The organism is Actinacidiphila rubida (assembly GCF_900110255.1).
GTDB classification, from domain to species: domain Bacteria; phylum Actinomycetota; class Actinomycetes; order Streptomycetales; family Streptomycetaceae; genus Actinacidiphila; species Actinacidiphila rubida.
In genome coordinates this window covers 98696-116903 of record NZ_FODD01000017.1, presented here as the reverse complement: position 1 = coordinate 116903, position 18208 = coordinate 98696, and the positions used below count along the sequence as shown (strand labels likewise).

At 74.7% G+C, this 18208-nt stretch carries 15 protein-coding genes and 1 pseudogene; 7 read left to right on the top strand and 9 right to left on the bottom strand.

The window, feature by feature from the left end; translation table 11 throughout:
* Positions 1-12 precede the first annotated feature (12 nt).
* The 5 genes and pseudogenes from BMW99_RS18300 to BMW99_RS18280 all read right to left on the bottom strand — a co-directional run bounded on the left by BMW99_RS18300 (position 13) and on the right by BMW99_RS18280 (position 6046).
* A complete protein-coding gene (locus BMW99_RS18300) occupies positions 13-1263 on the bottom strand; it encodes a type ISP restriction/modification enzyme (protein ID WP_069461662.1) in 1251 nt (416 codons plus the stop codon).
* 93 nt (positions 1264-1356) lie between these two features.
* Positions 1357-2103: a GntR family transcriptional regulator gene (locus BMW99_RS18295; protein WP_069461661.1), complete on the bottom strand. Its 747-nt coding sequence runs from the start codon at positions 2101-2103 to the stop codon at positions 1357-1359.
* A gap of 15 nt (positions 2104-2118) precedes the next feature.
* Positions 2119-3423, bottom strand: coding sequence for a homogentisate 1,2-dioxygenase (hmgA, locus tag BMW99_RS18290; protein WP_069461660.1), 1305 nt, complete (start codon positions 3421-3423; stop codon positions 2119-2121).
* 218 nt (positions 3424-3641) lie between these two features.
* Positions 3642-4046, bottom strand: a pseudogene (locus BMW99_RS39295) (GDSL-type esterase/lipase family protein); the annotation flags it as partial.
* A gap of 440 nt (positions 4047-4486) precedes the next feature.
* Positions 4487-6046 carry an MFS transporter gene (locus tag BMW99_RS18280; RefSeq protein ID WP_079138133.1) on the bottom strand — a complete coding sequence of 520 codons (1560 nt, stop codon included), beginning with the start codon at positions 6044-6046 and terminating at the stop codon, positions 4487-4489.
* Between the two features lie 133 nt (positions 6047-6179).
* Between BMW99_RS18280 and BMW99_RS18275 the strand changes: the two genes are divergently transcribed.
* The 5 genes from BMW99_RS18275 (at position 6180) to BMW99_RS18255 (ending at position 12898) form a co-directional block, all read left to right on the top strand.
* Positions 6180-6863, top strand: a complete 684-nt coding sequence (locus BMW99_RS18275) for a TetR/AcrR family transcriptional regulator (RefSeq protein ID WP_245791523.1) — start codon at positions 6180-6182, stop codon at positions 6861-6863.
* 3 nt (positions 6864-6866) lie between these two features.
* The gene (locus BMW99_RS18270; protein WP_069461659.1) at positions 6867-7496 is read left to right on the top strand and encodes a TetR/AcrR family transcriptional regulator; all 630 of its coding nucleotides are present in this window, start codon (positions 6867-6869) and stop codon (positions 7494-7496) included.
* A gap of 390 nt (positions 7497-7886) precedes the next feature.
* A complete protein-coding gene (locus BMW99_RS18265; RefSeq protein WP_069461658.1) occupies positions 7887-10127 on the top strand; it encodes a molybdopterin-dependent oxidoreductase in 2241 nt (746 codons plus the stop codon).
* A 158-nt stretch (positions 10128-10285) separates the two neighbouring features.
* The gene (locus BMW99_RS18260) at positions 10286-11668 is read left to right on the top strand and encodes an aldehyde dehydrogenase family protein (protein WP_079138140.1); all 1383 of its coding nucleotides are present in this window, start codon (positions 10286-10288) and stop codon (positions 11666-11668) included.
* 147 nt (positions 11669-11815) lie between these two features.
* Positions 11816-12898, top strand: coding sequence for a Zn-dependent alcohol dehydrogenase (locus BMW99_RS18255; protein WP_069461656.1), 1083 nt, complete (start codon positions 11816-11818; stop codon positions 12896-12898).
* A gap of 85 nt (positions 12899-12983) precedes the next feature.
* Here the strand turns inward: BMW99_RS18255 and BMW99_RS18250 are convergent, their stop codons facing one another.
* The gene (locus BMW99_RS18250; RefSeq protein WP_079138131.1) at positions 12984-13553 is read right to left on the bottom strand and encodes a DUF402 domain-containing protein; all 570 of its coding nucleotides are present in this window, start codon (positions 13551-13553) and stop codon (positions 12984-12986) included.
* A gap of 12 nt (positions 13554-13565) precedes the next feature.
* Positions 13566-14219: a TetR/AcrR family transcriptional regulator gene (locus BMW99_RS18245; protein ID WP_176735358.1), complete on the bottom strand. Its 654-nt coding sequence runs from the start codon at positions 14217-14219 to the stop codon at positions 13566-13568.
* Between the two features lie 66 nt (positions 14220-14285).
* Between BMW99_RS18245 and BMW99_RS18240 the strand changes: the two genes are divergently transcribed.
* The gene (locus tag BMW99_RS18240) at positions 14286-15434 is read left to right on the top strand and encodes an acyl-CoA dehydrogenase family protein (RefSeq protein ID WP_069461654.1); all 1149 of its coding nucleotides are present in this window, start codon (positions 14286-14288) and stop codon (positions 15432-15434) included.
* A gap of 61 nt (positions 15435-15495) precedes the next feature.
* On the opposite strand, the gene BMW99_RS18235 is transcribed toward BMW99_RS18240, so the two are convergent.
* A complete protein-coding gene (locus tag BMW99_RS18235) occupies positions 15496-16731 on the bottom strand; it encodes a serine hydrolase domain-containing protein (RefSeq protein ID WP_069461653.1) in 1236 nt (411 codons plus the stop codon).
* Between the two features lie 216 nt (positions 16732-16947).
* Between BMW99_RS18235 and BMW99_RS18230 the strand changes: the two genes are divergently transcribed.
* Positions 16948-17562, top strand: a complete 615-nt coding sequence (locus BMW99_RS18230; RefSeq protein WP_069461652.1) for a TetR/AcrR family transcriptional regulator — start codon at positions 16948-16950, stop codon at positions 17560-17562.
* A 56-nt stretch (positions 17563-17618) separates the two neighbouring features.
* On the opposite strand, the gene BMW99_RS18225 is transcribed toward BMW99_RS18230, so the two are convergent.
* Complete coding sequence (locus tag BMW99_RS18225; RefSeq protein ID WP_069461651.1) at positions 17619-18095, bottom strand: MaoC family dehydratase; 477 nt, start codon at positions 18093-18095, stop codon at positions 17619-17621.
* Between the last annotated feature and the right edge of the window lie 113 nt (positions 18096-18208).

The following is an 18208-nucleotide window of genomic DNA, read 5'->3' as shown; positions in this document are numbered from 1 at the left end:
CGGCGCCAGAGGTCACAGCAGGGCGAACTGCCCCTCGGGACCCTCCTCATGGTGCTCCAGCACCGAGGCCGGCCGGCGCCTGGCCGCCGGCACCGGCAGGACGCCCGCGCTCCGCAACCCCGTGGAACCGCGCGCCCCGGCCCGGCCCACGGAGGCCAACCGGTCGGCGAAGTCGGCCAGTTCCTCCCGCAGGGTGGCCAGTAGCGTCAACTCGCTGATCAGCTCCAGCAGTTCCGAGGTCACGGCGCGGGTCCACACGGCCGGACGCAGCGCCTCCAGCGTGCCGGGGGCACCTGGCGCGGTACGGCGCTCGTACCAGAGCTCCAGCACCCGCACGCCGCCCGACGTCAGCTCCCAGGCTCCGGCCGAGACCGGCGCCACCAGCCCGTCACCGATCCGCAGCGCGCCCTCGCCGGCGTCGAACTCCAGCTCCTCGGGTGCCGGTACGGCGGGCAGCGGTGAGCGGACGTAGGGGCGGCTGCCGCCCGGCAGGCGCAGGCGGCCGCGATCGCGGCCGGCCGCCGGATCGACCGCCCGCTCGCCCCTGGTGTGCAGCCACAGGGACCGCGCGCCCAGGGCCACGCCGTCCCGCCACACGGCCGGTCCGTCGGGGAGCGGCACGGTGCAGCCGGCCGGGCCGGACCGTGCCGTCGCGGCGATCCAGGCGAGGACGTCGGCGGGCGCCACGGGCGTGCCCAGCCGTGCGGCCAGCCAGTCGGTCAGCCCCGGCGCGAGGTTGGGGTCGCGGCCGCCGGGGCGCCGGTACAGCGGGCGTATCCAGGACGGCTTTCCCGCCGGGGAACGGCCGTCGGGCAGCAACGCGGAGAAGGCGAGCGCCGGTTCGGGCACGTCGGGCAGGTGCGGCTGCTCGAGGACGAACACCTGGTGCTCGTCGGCGACCCGCCACAACTCCGGCCGCGCCACGTCGATCAGCCGGTGGTCGGGGATCAGCCACTGCTGGTCGAACGGTCCGTGCTGCACCCGGACCGGATCCGGGCACGGGCCGTCCTCGCGCGCCAGGGCGGTGGTCGGCGTGCGGTGGCCGGGCAGCTGGGCGACGGGCGTGCGCAGGCCGCGGGCGCGGGTGGCGTGCAGCAGCGTGCCACGGGCCGTGTCGTCGTGCGCCGCCGTCAGCAGGGCCCAGCGTTCCCGCAGGCAGGACGGCTCCGGGGCCATGGGCCAGCCGCGGCCGATCCGCAGCGGGCGCACGGACCAGGGCATCAGGTCGTGCAGCAAGGGCGCGTCGTCGCTCACCGCATGCATGCTACTGACGGCCCCCGGCGCCCCTCCAGGGCGCGATGGGCGTGCGGGCGCCCCTCTGGGACGACGGAGGCCTCCCGGGGCGCGTGAGGGGCCTCAGGGCGCTTCCATCGTGACGGTGAAGGAGAAGCGGTCGCCCCGGTAGTGGATGCGCACCACGTCCACGGCCCGGCCGGTCTCGTCGTACGTCACCCCGGTGTAGTGCAGTATCGGGCTGAGCAGCGGCACCTGGAGGAGGCGTGCGGTCTCCGGGTCGGCGAGCCGGGCCTCCACGGTGTCGGTGATGCGGCTGATCCGCACGCCCAGGGCGTCCCGCAGCACCTTCGTCATCGGCCAGCGCTCCAGGTCGGCGAGGTCGATGCGGGTGGCGAGTTCGGGACGCACGAAGTTCTCCGCCCAGTTGGTGGGCTCGTCCCGCTCGTCGCAGCGCAGCCGCCGGTAGGCCACGGCCTCGGTGAGGTCGGGGAAGTGCTCGGCGATCTCCCGCGGCAGGGGCTCGGTGCCGTGCCCGAGGACCGTGGTGCGCCCGCCCGACTGCTGCGCCACGATGGCGTCGACCGAGCCGAGCAGCTTCACCGGCGCCCCGCGCAGCGCCGCCGGCTCGATGAAGGTGCCGCGCCGGCGGTGGCGGGATATCAGCCCCTCGTCCTCCAGTTCCTTGAGGGCCTGGCGCATGGTGAGGACGCTCACCCCGTAGTGCTCCGCGAGGTCGTCCTCGGTGGGCAGCCGCAGCGGGGCGTCCGGGCGGCGGCCCAGTATCGAGGCGCGCAGCGACTGCGAGACCTGGTACCACAAGGGCAGCCTGCGGTTCAGGACCAGCGAGTCGGGAGCGAAGGCGTTCACAGCCGGAAGTGTCCCTCAGGCCCGGAAGTGCCGCTGAAGCCCCTCCCAGACCTTGTCGTACCCCTCCTGCCGGTGGCCAGCGGTCAGCGCGAACTCGGTGGGAACCACCGGCCAGCGCGTCTCGAACATGAACGCCAGCCCGTCGTCGACCTTCTGCGGGTCGAGGTCGGCGGCACCGGCCCGGTCGAAGGTGGTCCGGTCGGGGCCGTGCGCGGACATCATGTTGTGCAGTGAGGCGCCGCCGGGCACGAAGCCCTCGGCCTTCGCGTCGTAGGCGCCCTCGATCAGGCCCATGAACTCCGACATCACGTTGCGGTGGAAGTACGGCGGCCGGAAGGTGTCCTCGCCGACCAGCCAGCGGGGGGCGAAGACCACGAAGTCGGCGCCCGCCAGGCCCGGCGTGTCCGACGGCGAGGTGAGGACCGTGAAGATCGACGGGTCGGGGTGGTCGTAGCTGATGGACCCCAGCACGTTGAACCTGCGCAGGTCGTACAGGTAGGGGACGTGGCTGCCGTGCCAGGCCACCACGTCCAGCGGGGAGTGGTCGTAGACCGCCGCCCACAGGTTGCCGCCGAACTTGTTGACCACCTCGGTCTCCTCGTCGGCGTCCTCGTACGCGGCGACGGGGGCGAGGAAGTCGCGGGCGTTGGCGAGGCCGTTGGCGCCGATCGGGCCGAGGTCGGGGAGCTGGAACGGCTGCCCGTAGTTCTCGCAGACGTAGCCGGCGGCCGTGCCGTCGGGCAGTTCGACGCGGAAGCGCAGGCCGCGCGGGATCAGCGCCACGTGCCCCGGTCCGGCGCGCAGCACGCCGAGTTCGGTCCTGATGAGCAGCGTGCCGCTCTGCGGCACGATCAGGAACTCCCCGTCGGACGAGGAGAACACCCGGTGCTCCATGGAGCGGTTGGCCGCGTACCAGTGGATGCCGATGCCCTCGCGGCGCAGCACGTCCCCGTTGCCACCGACGGTCACCAGGCCCTGGACGAAGTCGGTGGGTTCCTGCGGCAGCGGGAGCGGGCTCCAGCGCAGGCGGTTGGGGTCGGGCTCCACGTCCAGGAACGGGGCGCTGCGCAACGCCGCGTTGTCCACGCGGCGGAACGGCGGGTGCGCCGCGGAGGGGCGGATGCGGTAGAGCCAGCTGCGCCGGTTGCGGGCGCGAGGCTCGGTGAACGCGGTGCCGCTCAGCTGCTCGGCGTACAGCCCGAAGGGGGCTCGCTGCGGTGAGTTCCGGCCCACCGGCAGCGCGCCCTCGACGGCCTCGCTGCTGTGCTCGTTGCCGAAGCCCGGTGAATAGGCCAGGTCGGCCAGGTCCTTGCCGCCCATGAGGTGCTCCCCGTCCTGTCGTCCTGATTCCTATGCTGAGCCATAGGAATCAGGACGGCAAGCCCCCGTTTCCGGCCTGTGGACAACTCCGCCGCAGGTCGGACAACCCGTACCGGCTGCGGCCGCCGGCCCGGGAGTCCCGCCCCCGTCGCGCGGGAATCCCGGACCGCCGGGCAGCCGGCGGGGACCGGTACGCGGGGCCGGTGCGGGGAGTCCCGTCAGGCGGGTCTCCCCGCGCCGCGCACCCGCGCGGACAGTGTCCGCAGTGTCACCGCGGCGGCCACCGCGTGCCCGCGGGCGGAGAAGTGGATGAGATCGGCGCTGTACAGGTCGCGGTGCCCGGTCGCCGGATGCCCGTGCATCTCCACGACCAGTGCGCCGTGGCGGGCGGCGGCCGTGCGCGTCACCTCGTTGAGGACGGCGACTCCCGCGTCCAGCGGCCCGCCGCGCAGGGCGGGCACGGCACGGGCGACGTCGGCCAGCCCGTACGTGAACAGCGTGGTGCCCGGCCCGGACAGGGCCGAGAAGAGCAGGTCGAGTTCCGTCTCCAGGACCGCGGGGGAGAATCCGGGCAGCAGCAGGTCGTTCCCGCCGCACACCACGCACACCAGATTCGGGCCCGAACCGCGCGGCCGCCTCCGTCTCCTCCGCCCGCACCTGGGCGGCGGTCAGGCCGCGCACCCCGAGGTTGGCGTAGGCCAGATCCGGCACCACCTCGCGCAGTGCCTCCGCGACCCGGTCCGCCCAGGAGGCGAACCGGTAGCCGGGCACGGGGTCGCCGCGCCCTTCCGCGAGGCTGTCGCCGACGACCGCGAAGCGCCGCCAGGGTGCGCCGCGCACCAGTGCGGCGGCGTCGCCGGGTGCCAGGCAGTGCGGGTCGGCCGCCTCGGCGGCGAACGCGGCCGCGTACTCCGCGGTGAAGCCGCCGGCCGACCCGGCGGTGAACTCCGGTGCGCGCGAGGGCCGTCCGCCGTCCGCCGTGCGCGCCGTGTCGCCCGTGGCACCCGCGTCAGCCGTGTCCGATGCGTCTGCCGTGTCGGCCGTTCGAGGGGTCTCCGCCATCTCAGGACTCCTTCCCGTAGGTGCGGGCCATGGCCAGACCGACGACCGCCGCGCAGGCGGCCAGCAGGGCACACGCCAGGTAGACGTCGCGGAACGCCTGCGGCCCGCCACCGGTGCGGGCGGCGATGATGGCACCGGTGGCGGCGACGCCCAGGGCGCCGCCCAACTGCCGTGCGGTGGTGGTCATCCCGACGCCGGAGGCGAACCGGTGGGGTGGCAGTGAGGTGGCCGCCGCGGTCGACAGCGCGGTCAGCGTCGCGCCGAAGGAGGCGCCGCCGACCAGCCCCATCGGCAGCCACAGCGCCAGGAACCGGGGCTCGGCGCCCAGTTCCAGGTACGTCCACCCGCTCACGGCGGCGAACGACGCCATGGACACGGCCACCACCAGGGGCAGGTGGCGGGGCTTGGCACGCTTGCCGACGGCGACGGCCGCCACCGCGGAGGTGAGCGCGCCCGGCGTGACCGCGAACCCGGACTTCAGCACCGAGTAGTGCCAGACCGTGGTGAGGAACAGCGGGCTGCTCAGCAGCCAGGCGAACAGTGCGGCACCTGTGCAGGCCGCCGCCGCGGACGCCACCGCGAAGGTGCGGTTGCGCAGCAGTCCGGTCTCCACGGCCGGTGCCGGGTGCCGGGACGACCGGCGCAGCGCGCCCGCCGCGAGCGCCAGGCCGCCGGCCGTCGTGCCCAGGGTGCCGGCCGACGTCCAGCCCCAGTCGCTGCCCTTGGTGAGGCCGAGGACGAGCAGGGCGATGCCGGACGCGAACGCCGCGGTGCCCCAGGGGTCCGGCAACCGCCGCTCCGCGCCGCGGCGTTCCGGCATGCCGCGCAGGCCGCGCGCTCCGGCCGCGACCAGCAGGAGCCCTACGGGCACGTTGATCAGGAAGACCGAGCGCCAGCCGAAGGCGTCGACGAGCACGCCGCCCAGGGCGGGGCCCGCCGCGGTGGCGAGCGAACCGGCCGCGCCCCAGGTGCCGATGGCGGCCGCGAGGCCGGCCGGCGGGGTGGCGGCCAGCAGCAGGCCGAGAGCGGCGGGGATCATGCCGGCCGCGGCGGCGCCCTGCGCGGCGCGTGCGGTGATCAGCCAGGCCAGGTCCGGGGCGGCCGCACACAGGGCTGAGGCCGCGGTGAAGACGGCCAGCGAGACCAGGAAGACCCGGACGCGGCCGAAGGTGTCGGCCAGGCGTCCGACGGGGGTGAGGAGCGCGGCGAACAGTACCGCGTAGCTGCTCACCACCCAGGACAGGTCCGGGACACGGTCTGCGGGGAAGCTCCGGGCCAGGTCGGGGAAGGCCACGTTGACGACAGTGGTGTCGAGGAACGCGATGAAGGTGGCGCCCGCGGCCAGCAGCAGGACCAGGCCGGGCCGGACGCCCCCCGCGGCGTCCGGAGCACCCGCGCTCCCGTCCCCGCCGGGCGGCCGCGTCGACGGCGGCGCCCCGGGTGCGGAGGAGGCCGACGGCGTGGCGGCGGCCGCCTGGGGGGACGCCGGCGGAGACGACGGGGGCGGTGACGACGAGGGCGGTGACGACGAGGGTGACAGTGGTGACGACGGTGACGACATGGCCGTCCTTGCCTTGTCGGAGACGGAACATACTGACGGTACGGAACATACATACCGCAGGTATGTATGTGTCAAGGGTCGGCCGTTGGCTAGGCTGGAGGCGCAGGTCGGACGACAGCAGGAGGGTGGGGCCGTGGCAGCACCGCGCACAGCGACGGACGGCCGGGCACGGCGGACCGGCGGACGCCAGGCGGCCCCGGCCCGGGTCGCGGCGGCGGGCGCGGCTGGCCGGCGCCAGCGCGAGCGCTCGGACGCCACCGTCGAGGACCTGCTCACCGCCGCCCGCGCGCTGTTCGCCGCCGACGGCTACGCGGCCACCTCGCTGGACGCGGTGTGCGACCGGGCGGGCGTCACCAAGGGCGCCCTTTACCACCACTTCTCCGGCAAGCAGCAGTTGTTCAGCGCCGTGTACGCGCGCGAGCAGGAGCACCTCAACGCCCGTATCTCCGCCGCGTATCTCGCCGTCGCGGACGACCCGTGGGAGGCGGTGCACCAGGGCAGCCGTGCCTACCTCGAGGCGTCGCTGGACCCCGGGGTGCAGCGCATCACCCTGCTCGACGCGCCGGGCGCGCTCGGCTGGGAGGCCATGCTCGACCTGGGCGTCAACTGCCGCGCGCTGACCCTGCGCGGTGTGCGGAGGGCGATCGAGCTCGGCACGGTGGCCCCGCAGGCCGCCGAGCCGCTGGCGTCGATGCTCTACGGCGGGCTCAGCGAGAGCGCGATGGCCATCGTGCGCTCAGCGGACCCGAAGGCCGCGCTGGAGGAGACGCTGGCCGGCCTCCAGCTCGTGTTCGACGCGCTCGCGCACAAGGGCTGAGGCATGCCGGGCGCACCACGGCCGCGGACACCGCGCGCGAACCCGCCCGACGGCGCACTGCGCCGCGCCCCGGTGCAGCGGCGCAGTACCGAGCGCCTGGCGCGGATCCTGGACGCCTGCGCGGCCGAGCTGGACGAAGGCGGCTACGAGCGGCTGAGCACGCGGGCCGTGGCCGCCCGCGCCGGTGTGCCCATCGGCTCGGTGTACCGGTTCTTCTCGGACAAGCGGGCCATGACGGACGCCCTCGCGCACCGCAACCTGGACGACTTCGTCGGCCGGGCCGCCGCGCGCCTGGCCGGGCCAGGGACCGGCGGCGACTGGCGCACCGCCGTGGACGTGCTGGTCGACGAGTACACCGCGATGAAGCGCACGGCGCCGGGTTTCGCCCTGGTCGACTTCGGGGTGCCGGGGGAGACGAACGAGGACCTCGCCGAGCGGCTGCCGGCCCTGCTCGGTGACCGGCTCACCGCCGACCCCGCCGACCCGCGGCTGCGGCTGGCCCTGGTCATCGCCGTCGAGACCGCGGACGCCGCGCTGCAACTGGCCTTCCGCACCGACCCCGAGGGCGACGCGCGGGCGATCGCCGAGACGAAGACGCTGCTGCGCGCCTACCTGGGCACGGTCCTCGACTGAGCCGGGCGCGCCCTCGTCCGGTGGGGTTTCGGGTACGGTCCCCGGTTGCGCCGGGGCGCGCCCTCGTCCGCGGGGTTCGGGTACGGTCCCCGGCTGCGACCGGCCCGACTCGGCGGGAATCCGGCACGGTTGACGCCCGAGCAGGGTGACGCCGGTGCCGAGCGCCGAGCGCCGAAGGCCGAGCGCCGAGCCCCGAGTGCACACGGCACGAGGGCGCGCCCTGCCCCGGCCCGAACTCCGGCACCATCCCCGCCGCGCCGCCGCGCCGCCCGCCCGTCCGGGCGGCTTCCCGGTGGTCGTGCGCGCAGCACCCATCGCGTTGTCGGTACCGGCGGGTAATGTCGGATCCGACACGCGCGCCACCGCCGCCGCCGTCCAGGGGAGTCACCGATGACCCGTACCGCACTGCGCATCTGCCCGCTCTGCGAGGCCACCTGCGGTCTCACGCTGACCATCGACGAGGGCCGCGTCACGCGAGCCCGCGGCGACGCCGCGGACGTCTTCAGCGCCGGCTTCATCTGCCCCAAGGGTGCCTCGTTCGGGCAGCTCGACTCCGATCCCGACCGCCTGCGGCGGCCGCTCGTGCGGCGCGGCGGCCAACTCGCCGAGGCCACCTGGGAGGAGGCGTTCGCCGCCGTCGCCGAGGGCCTGGGCGCGGTGACCCGCGCCCACGGCGGCACGGCCGTCGGCGTGTTCCTCGGCAACCCCAACGTGCACACCGTGGCGGGCGGGCTCTACCCCGGGCAGCTGATCGCGGCGCTGGGCACCCGCAGCGTCTTCACCGCCAGCACCCTCGACCAGATGCCCAAGCACGTCTCCAGCGGCCTGCTCTTCGGCGACCCGAACGCCATCCCGGTGCCCGATCTGGACCGCACCGGGCACCTGGTGCTGATCGGTGCCAACCCGATGGTGTCCAACGGCAGCCTGGCCACCGCGGCCGACTTCCCCGGCAAGCTCAAGGCGCTGCGGCGGCGCGGCGGACGGCTGGTGGTGATCGACCCGCACCGGACCAGGACCGCGCGCGCCGCCGACCGCCACGTCGCGCCCCGGCCGGGCACCGACGCGGCGCTGCTGTTCGCCATGGTGCACGTGCTGTTCGCGGAGGACCTGGCCGACCCCGGCACCGAGCTGGCCGGGCACCTCGGCGGCGTCGAGGAAGTGCGCGCATTGGCCGCGGACTTCGCGCCGGAGGCGGTCGCCGCCTACTGCGGCGTCCCGGCGGACGAGATCCGCACCCTGGCCCGTGAACTCGCGGCGGCGGAGCGGGCGGTGGTCTACGGGCGGCTCGGCAGCACCGCCGTGGAGTTCGGCACCCTCGCCAGCTGGCTGGTCGACGTGCTCAACGCCCTGACCGGCAACCTGGACCGGCCCGGCGGTGCGATGTTCCCCCTGTCGGCGACGGCCCGCGCGCCCCGCCCCGCCGGTCCGGGCAAGGGGTTCGCCACCGGCCGCTGGCACAGCCGGGTCTCCGGGCGGCCCGAGGTCAAGGGCGAGCTGCCCGCCGCCGTCCTCGCCGAGGAGATCGACACGCCCGGCGAGGGGCGGTTGCGGGCGCTGGTCGTGGTCGCGGGCAACCCGGTCCTGTCCGCGCCCGACGGCCGACGGCTCGACCGCGCGCTGGGCGCCCTGGACTTCATGGTCAGCGTCGACCCGTACCTGAACGAGACGTCGCGGCACGCGCACGTGGTGCTGCCGCCGCCCCCGCCCGCGCAGAGCGCCCACTACGACTTCGCGTTCTCCACCCTCGCGGTGCGCAACACCGTGCGCTACACCCCGCCGCCGGTCCCGCTCGACGACGGCGCCCTCGGCGAGCCGGAGATCCACGCCCGGCTGATCCTCGCGGTGCTCGGCCAGGGCGGCCCCGGCGCCGACCCGGCCCTGGTGGACGGCCAGGCGATCCGGCGGAGGCTGGACCGCGAGACCGCCGACCCGAACTCGCCGGTCCACGGCCGGGACGCGGCCGCGCTGGAGGCGGCCCTGACCGGCCGCACCGGGTACGAGCGGCGGATCGACCTGATGCTGCGGCTCGGCCCCTACGGCGACGGCTTCGGCGCCGACCCCGAGGGCCTGACGCTGGAAGGGCTGCTGCGCCGGCCGCACGGGATCGACCTGGGGCCGCTGCGCCCGCGCATACCCGAGGTGCTGCGCACCCGCTCCGGCGCGGTGGAGCTGGCGCCGGAGGCCGTCGCCGCGGACGTGCCGCGGCTGCGCGCGGCGGTGGCAGCGGGCGCCGCGGGCCCGGCCCTGGTGCTGATCGGGCGCCGGCACCTGCGGTCCAACAACAGCTGGATGCACAACGTCCCGGCGCTGACCGGCGGCAGCAACCGCTGCACGGTGCAGATCCACCCCGTGGACGCCGAGCGGCTGGGCCTGGCCGACGGCATGCAGGCCCGGATCAAGGGCGACGGCGGCGAGATCACCGCCCCGGTCGAGATCACCGACGCGCTGCGGCCCGGCGTGGCCTGCCTGCCGCACGGCTGGGGCCACGACCGTGAGGGCACGCGGCTGACCGAGGCCGCCCGGGAACCGGGCGTCAACGTCAACCAGCTGCTGGACGGCACCCTGCTCGACCCGCTGTCGGGCACGGCGGTGCTCAACGGCTTCCCCGTCCAGGTGGAGGCGGCCGGGTGACCCAGGGCACGCGGCGCCCCCTGGCACCATAAAACTAACGGCGCTAGTTTGGGCTCTGGACGCAGAGCGGCGACGGTTCGGAGGGCAGCACGGTGGCGGACGGTACGGACAACCAGCACACGGACGGCACCCCGCGGGTCCACCGGGGCCGCGACGAGGTGTTCGTCGGCGGCCGGTGGCGGCCGTCGGCCGGCGGCGAGCGCATCGACGTGATCGACCCCGCCACCGAGCGGCTGATCGGCCGGGTCCCGGCGGGCGACGCGCGGGACGTGGACGCCGCGGTCGCGGCGGCGCGGGCCGCGCTGCCCGGCTGGGCCGCCACCCCGCCGGAGCGGCGCGCGGCGGTGCTGACCGCCGCCCGCGACCTGATGGCCGCCCGCCGTGAGGACATCGCCGCCACGGTCTCGGCCGAGCTCGGCGCGCCGCTCGCGTTCGCCACCGCCGTGCACACCGACCTGCCGCTCGCCGTCCTCGGCTCGTTCGCGCGGCTCGCCGCCGAGCACCCCTTCGAGGAGCGGATCGGCAACTCGCGGGTGCTGCACGAGCCGGTCGGGGTGGTCGGGGCGATCACGCCGTGGAACTACCCGCTGCACCAGGTCGTCGCGAAGGCCGCACCGGCACTGGCGGCCGGTTGCACCGTCGTCCTCAAGCCCGCCGAGGACACCCCGCTGGTCGCCCAGCTGTTCGCGGAGATCCTGGCCGAGGCGGGGCTGCCCGACGGCGTGTTCAACCTGGTGACCGGGCTCGGACCGGTGGCCGGACAGGCGCTGGCCGAACACCCGGGCGTGGACCTGGTGTCGTTCACCGGGTCCACCGCGGTCGGCCGGCTGATCGGCGCCGCGGCCGGCGGCGCGGTCAAGCGGGTCGCGCTCGAACTCGGCGGCAAGTCCGCCAACGTGATCCTGCCCGGCGCCGACCTGGCCAAGGCCGTGAACGTCGGCGTGGCCAACGTGTTCGCCAACTCCGGCCAGACGTGCAGCGCGTGGACCCGGATGCTGGTGCACGCCGCGCGCTACGACGAGGCCGTGGAGCTCGCCGCCGCGGCGGCCGCCAAGTACCGGCCCGGCGACCGTGTCGGCCCGCTCGTCAACGCCAAGCAGCTCCAGCGGGTGCGCGGTTACATCGACAAGGGCGTCCAGGAGGGTGCCAGGGTCGCCGCCGGCGGCGCCGAGGCCCCCGAGGGGCTGGCCGCCGGCTACTACGTGCGGCCCACCGTCTTCGCCGACGTGCGGCCGGAGATGACCATCGCGCAGGAGGAGATCTTCGGCCCGGTCGTCTCCCTCATCCGGTACGAGGACGAGGAGGACGCGCTGCGGATCGCCAACGGCACGGTCTACGGGCTGGCGGGGGCGGTCTGGGCGGCCGACGAGGACACCGCGGTCGCGTTCGCCCGCCGGATGGACACCGGCCAGGTGGACATCAACGGCGGCCGGTTCAACCCCAGGGCGCCGTTCGGCGGTTACAAGCAGTCCGGCGTCGGCCGGGAGCTGGGCCCGCACGGCCTCGCCGAGTACCTGCAGACGAAGTCCCTCCAGCTCTGAGCGCCCGCACCTGGCCGGGCGCGCACCGGCCCCCGGCACGGTGACGCCCCCGATGCCCCGACGCACCGGTGCCGCCGAGCCGCCGGCATCGTCAAGCCGCCGGCATCGTCGAACCGCCGACACATGTCCCCATCCCCAGGAGAGCCCGTGGTCCGCGCCGCCGTCCTGACCGCCGTCAACGCCCCATTGACCGTCGCCGAGATCGACCTGCCGGAACCCGGCGCGGGTCAGGTGCGGGTGCGCCTGGCCGCCGCGGGTGTCTGCCACTCCGACCTGTCGCTGTCCAACGGCACGCTGCGGCAGCCCGCGCCCGCCGTCCTCGGCCACGAGGGCGCCGGCACGGTCGTCTCCGTCGGTGAGGGCGTCCAGCACGTCGCGCCGGGCGACCGCGTCGTGCTCAACTGGGCGCCCGCGTGCGGCACCTGCCACTTCTGCGGCCTCGGCGAGCCCTGGCTGTGCGCCAACGCCGGTGCCACGGCCGCCGCCCCCTACGCCACGCTGGCCGCCGACGGCACGGCGCTCTACCCCGGCCTGGGCACCGCGGTGTTCGCCGAGGAGACGGTGGTCGCCGCGAACGCGGTGCTGCCGCTGCCCGACGGGGTGCCGCTGGCCGACGCGGCACTGCTGGGCTGCGCGGTGCTCACCGGCTACGGCGCCGTGCACCACTCCGCGGCGGTGCGGCCCGGGGAGTCCGTCGCGGTCTACGGCGTCGGCGGGGTGGGCCTGGCCGTACTGCAGTCCGCGCGGATCGCGGGCGCGGACCGGATCGTGGCCGTCGACGTCGCCCCCGGCAAGGAGGAACTGGCCCGCGCGGCGGGCGCCACCGACTTCGTGACGGCCGGCGACGACACGGCCAAGCAGGTCCGCAGGCTGACCGGCGGGCACGGCGCGGACGTCGCGATCGAGTGCGTCGGGCGCGCCGACACCATCAGGACCGCCTGGTCGTCCACCCGCCGCGGCGGCCGGACCACGGTCGTCGGGATCGGCGGCCAGGACCAGCAGGTGACCTTCACCGCGCTGGAACTCTTCTACTTCGGCCGGACGTTGTCAGGGTGCGTGTACGGCAACTGCGACCCTGCCCAGGACCTCCCCGTCCTCGCCGAGCACGTACGGGCGGGCCGCCTCGACCTGTCCGCCATGGTCACCGACCGGATCGGCCTCGACGGCATTCCGGACGCGTTCGCGGCCATGACGGCGGGCCGGGGCGGCCGCGCCCTGGTCGTCTTCTGACCCGCGACACCGCCGCCGGTCACGGCCGCGCCCGGTCGGCGGCCCGGCAGCCCGTGTCACCTGGGGGCACCTGGGTCACCTGCGGTCACCGCCGGACGAGGTGCAGCCACCGCTCATGGCTGCCGTCGAACGGCCCGGTGCCGTCGCGCACGGCCACCATCAGCCGTTCGGCGGCGTCCTGGGCGGCGGTCACCACGTCCGGCGGGTAGCCGTACCGCACCTGGTGCTCGGCGAACTCGTCCTCGTCCACGAGCAGCGGCGCGTCCGCGCCGCGCTTGCGCAGCACGTCCAGGTCCAGGTCGACCATGGTGACGGTGTCCTGGGACGGCCACTCCGGCGGCGTGGTGATGTCGCAGTAGATCTCGGTCTTCCGCGGCGCGTCGTTGAAGGTGGCGGTCCACCAGTCGCCGCGCGGGAAGAGGATGACGTGCGCCTCGGGGACCAGGACCGCCGGGTTGTGGCCCTTGCGGGTGATGCCGTTGGCCGGCAGGCCCAGCCACACCCCGTGCTCGTCCTCGCCGAGCCGCCGCATCCGCAGGTTCCAGTGCAGGCTGCCGTCGTACTTGTGGTAATCGACCCTGACCAGCCCGTCGTTGCGGGCCACTCCCGGCGGGGCCTCGCCGGCCGCCGCGTCCGCTCCCCGTTCGGTTGTCATGGGCCCATCCTGTCAGCCCAACGCGTCGCCGAGCCCCCGGTATTGCAGTTCCAGCCCGTCCACCAGGGCCCGCAGGCCGGTCTCGAACGCGGCGTTGTCGACGCGCTCGGGGTGACGGGAGAGCAGGTGTGCCTGCCCGAGGTGCGGGTAGTCGGCGGGGTCGTACGCCTGCGCGTCGGCCACGAACCCGCCGGCGAACGTGCCGAGAGCGGAGCCGGTGACGAAGAACCGCATCAGGGCGCCGATCCGGGTCGCCTGGGCGGGCGGCCAGCCCGCGTCGACCATGCCGCCGAAGACCGCGTCGGCCATCCGCAGCCCGGCCGGCCGCAGGCCCGGACCGACGGCCAGGAACGGCACGATGTGCGGGTGGGCGGTCAGCGCGCCCCGGTAGGAGCGGCCCCAGTCCAGCAGGGCGGTGCGCCAGTCGCGCCCGTCGGAGAACATCGACAGGTCGACCTGGCCGACGACCAGGTCGGCCACCGCGTCGAGGATCGCTTCCTTGGTCGCGAAGTGGTTGTAGAGCGACGGCCCGCTGACTCCCAGCTCCGCCGCGAGTCGACGGGTCGACAGGGCCGCGAGCCCCTCCGCGTCGACGAGCGCGAGCGCGGCCGTCACGATGCGGTCGCGGCTGAGCAGGGGCTTGCGGGGGCGGGCCATGCGGCACATAGTAGAGGCTGCCATCCAAAAACTAGCGGTGGTAGTTTCGAAGTCGTGGAAGGGCCCGGTGCCGCTGTGAACCTTGAGCTGTCCGAGGAGCAGGTCGCCGCCAAGGCGCTGGCCAGGGACTTCACCGAGCGGGAGGTCATCCCGAACGCCGCCGCGTGGGACCGCGCGGAGAGCGTCGACCGGGCGATCGTGAAGAAGCTGGGCGCGGTCGGCTTCCTCGGCCTGACCATCGGCGAGCAGTACGGCGGGTCCGGCGGCGACCACCTGGCGTACTGCCTGGTCACCGAGGAACTCGGCCGCGGCGACTCCTCGGTGCGCGGCATCGTCTCGGTGTCGCTGGGACTTGTCGCCAAGTCGATAGCGCACTGGGGGAGCGAGGAGCAGAAGCGCGCCTGGCTCCCGCGGCTCACCTCCGGCGAGGCGGTCGGCTGCTTCGGCCTGACCGAGCCGGGCGTCGGGTCCGACGCCGCCAACCTCGCCACGCGCGCCGTCCGCGACGGCGACTCCTACGTGCTGACCGGCAGCAAGATGTTCATCACCAACGGCACCTGGGCCGACGTGGTGCTGCTCTTCGCCCGCACCGGCGGCCCCGGCCATCGCGGTGTCAGCGCCTTCCTCGTGCCGACCGACCTCCCCGGCCTGACCCGGCGCGAGATCCACGGCAAGCTCGGGCTGCGCGGCCAGGCCACCGCGGAACTCGTCCTCGACGGGGTCCGGATCCCGGCCGGCGCCATGCTCGGCCCCGAGGGAAGGGGCTTCTCGGTGGCGATGTCCGCGCTCGCCAAGGGGCGGATGTCGGTTGCGGCCGGCTGCGTCGGCATCGCCCAGGCGTGCCTGGACGCGGCCGTGGGGTACGCCGGCGAGCGCGAGCAGTTCGGCGCGCCCATCGCCGGCCGCCAGCTCGTCCAGGAACTGCTGGCCGACATCGCGGTGGACGTGGACGCCGCCCGGATGCTGACCTGGCGGGTCGCCGACCTCATCGACCGCGGGCTGCCCTTCGCCACCGAGTCCTCGGTCGCCAAGCTGTTCGCCAGCGAGGCCGCGGTGCGCTGCGCCAACAACGCGCTGCAGGTGTTCGGCGGGTACGGCTACATCGACGAGTACCCGGCGGGCAAGCTGCTGCGGGACGCCCGCGTCATGACGCTGTACGAAGGCACGACGCAGATCCACAAGCTCCTCATCGGCCGGGCCCTGACGGGGGTCTCCGCGTTCTGACCCCGCCGGCGCGCTGCCGGCGGGGTCGGAACGGCCGGTCGGCGCTTGGCCGTTGGCGGCCTCAGCCGGCCGGCAGCGGGTGCGCCGGAGCGAGCGCGGCCGCGATCCGCGAGGCCACGTCCTGGGCGGTGTTGCCGGCCGGTGTGGTCGGCGTCTTGGTCGTGGCGACCGCGATCGACAGTCCCTGCGCCGGCAGGTACGCCTGGATGGCCGCGTAGCCGCTGAACGACGGGTTCTGCACGATCCAGGTGTTCAGCACGATCACGCCGAAGCCGTAGTGCTCGGCCTCGGTGTTGTGCACGCAGACCGACGCCGGGCAGGTGCTCGTCGGTCCGCCGAGTCCCACGGTGCCCGGGTCCAGCTGGGTCCTGAAGCCCTTCGGGGAGAGCAGGGCGCCGGTGCCGATCGCCCGGGCGGAGGCGGCCAGGTCGCAGATGTCGGTGGTCTGAACGGCCCCGGGCGCCGTGGTCCACGACGGGTTCCAGAACGTGGACTCCTCGTAGAGCCCGCGGTCGGAGGTGAAGGCGTGCAGCACCGGGTCGGGGATCGCGGGCGTGAAGCTGTTGGCGGTCTGCCGCAGCCCCAGCGGCCCCATCACGCGCCGCTGCAGCAGGCGGTCCAGGCGGACGCCGGTGATCTTCTCCAGGACGGCGCCCAGGAGCACGAAGTTGGCGTGCGAGTAGCTCCAGTTGGTGCCGGGCCGGTACCAGAGCGGGTGGCTCAGCGGGTAGCTCAGCAGCTCGGCGGGCGTCCAGTGCTTGAAGGGCGCGGCGTACAGGTCGGCGAGGAACTTCGGGTCGGTGACGTAGTCGTGCAGGCCGCTGGTGCTGCTGCCGAGCATCCGCAGGGTGATCTCGCGGGCGTGGGGGAAGTCCGGCAGCCACCGCGAGATGGGGTCGTCGAGCCGTACCGCGCCCTCGTCGACCAGCTGGAGCAGCACGGTGGCCATGTACGCAATGGCCACCGAGCCGGAACGGAAGTGCATGTCGGGCCGGGCCGGGACGTCCGTCATGGACGGGCCGAGCGCGTCGGTGACGACCTCCCGGCGCCCGGAGTCCACCCGCAGGATCACCGCGTTGAGGTGGAGATCCTGCCGGGCCTCGCGGGCGATGGCGGCGATCCGGGCGGCCTGGCCGCGCAGCCGGCCCGGGGTGACGGCACACTCCTTCGAGCGGGCGGCTGTGGCGGTGGCCGCAGGCGCGGCCAGGGCGCTCGGCGCGGTCGCGACCGCACCGGTCGGCAGGGCCGCGGCGAGCAGGGTGGCGGCGCACAGCAGCGCCGTACGGGTACGCGTCATGCTGCACTATGCGCGGAACGGCGGCCGGGCCGGGCGCGACACCCGGCGGAACGCCGGGCGGGTCCGCTGGAGGGAGTAGCCCGCGGTGCGCTGCGCGGGGCTTCCGGAGGCCCGTGGGCAGCCCGGGCATCCCGCGTATCAGCGGAGCGTCTAAGCGCTTGCTCAGCTTCCCGGGTAGGGTGTGACCCTGTCAACGAACTGCGGGAGGAGCACGCGATGGCTGCGGAGGCGGCAACCGGCGAAGCCTGGGGCGACATCACCCCCGACGCCGCCCGGCGGCTGGTGACCGCCGCGGTCCAGGCGTTCGCGGAGCGGGGCTACCACGCGACGACGACCCGCGACATCGCGGGCCGCGCGGGCATGAGCCCGGCGGCGCTCTACATCCACTACAAGACCAAGGAAGAGCTGCTCTACCAGATCAGCAAGGTCGGCCACCAGCGGTCGCTGGCCATGCTCGCGGAGGCCAGGGACGCCGAGGGCACCGCGTCCGAACGCCTGGCGACGGCGGTGCGCGTCTTCGTGCGCTGGCACGCCGAGCACCACACGACCGGACGCGTCGTGCAATACGAGCTGGGCGCCCTGGCGGCCGACCACTACGCCGAGATCGTCGGCCTGCGGCGGCAGAGCGAGGAGGCCATCCGCTCGATCATCGAGGACGGCGTGGACGACGGCGAGTTCGACGTCCCGGACGTCTCGGGGACCACGCTCGCGGTGCTGTCGCTGTGCATCGACGTCGCACGGTGGTTCAACCCGGACGGCCGAAGGACCCCCGACGAGATCGGTGCGCTGTACGCCGACCTCGTGCTGCGGATGGTCCGGCAGACGGGCTGAGCCCCCCCGGTGGGCGGTCGCGTCCTGCCGCCGGACGTCCCGCCGGTGAGCCGTGGTCAGAGGTAGAAGCGGGCGACCGTCTCCGCGACGCACACCGGCTTGTCGCCGCCCTCGCGCTCGATCGTCACCTTGGTCACCAGCTGCACGCCGCCGCCCACCTCGGTGATCTCGTCCACCACGGCCGTCGCCCGCAGCCGCGAGCCGACCGGCACGGGGGCCGGGAAACGCACCTTGTTCACGCCGTAGTTGACGCCCATCTTCACGCCCTCGACGCGGAAGAGCCGCGGGGTCAGCGACGGGATCAGGGACAGCGTGAGGTAGCCGTGCGCGATGGTCGTGCCGAACGGGCCGGACGCCGCGCGCTCGGGGTCGATGTGGATCCACTGGTGGTCACCGGTGGCCTCCGCGAACTGGTCGATCCGCTTCTGGTCGATCTCCAGCCACTCGGTCCAGCCCATCTGCTCACCGACGGCGGCGCGCAGTTCGTCGAGCGAGGCGAAGACGCGGGGCTGCTGCGGCACGGCCTGCGACATGAGGGCTCCTCCAGGGATCGGGGTTTCCAAGCGCTTGCTCAGCAGCATGGTTGCGGCGGCCCTGCCTGTCAACGCGGGGCGGCCCTGGCGCACCTGCCCCCGCCGTGCCCGGC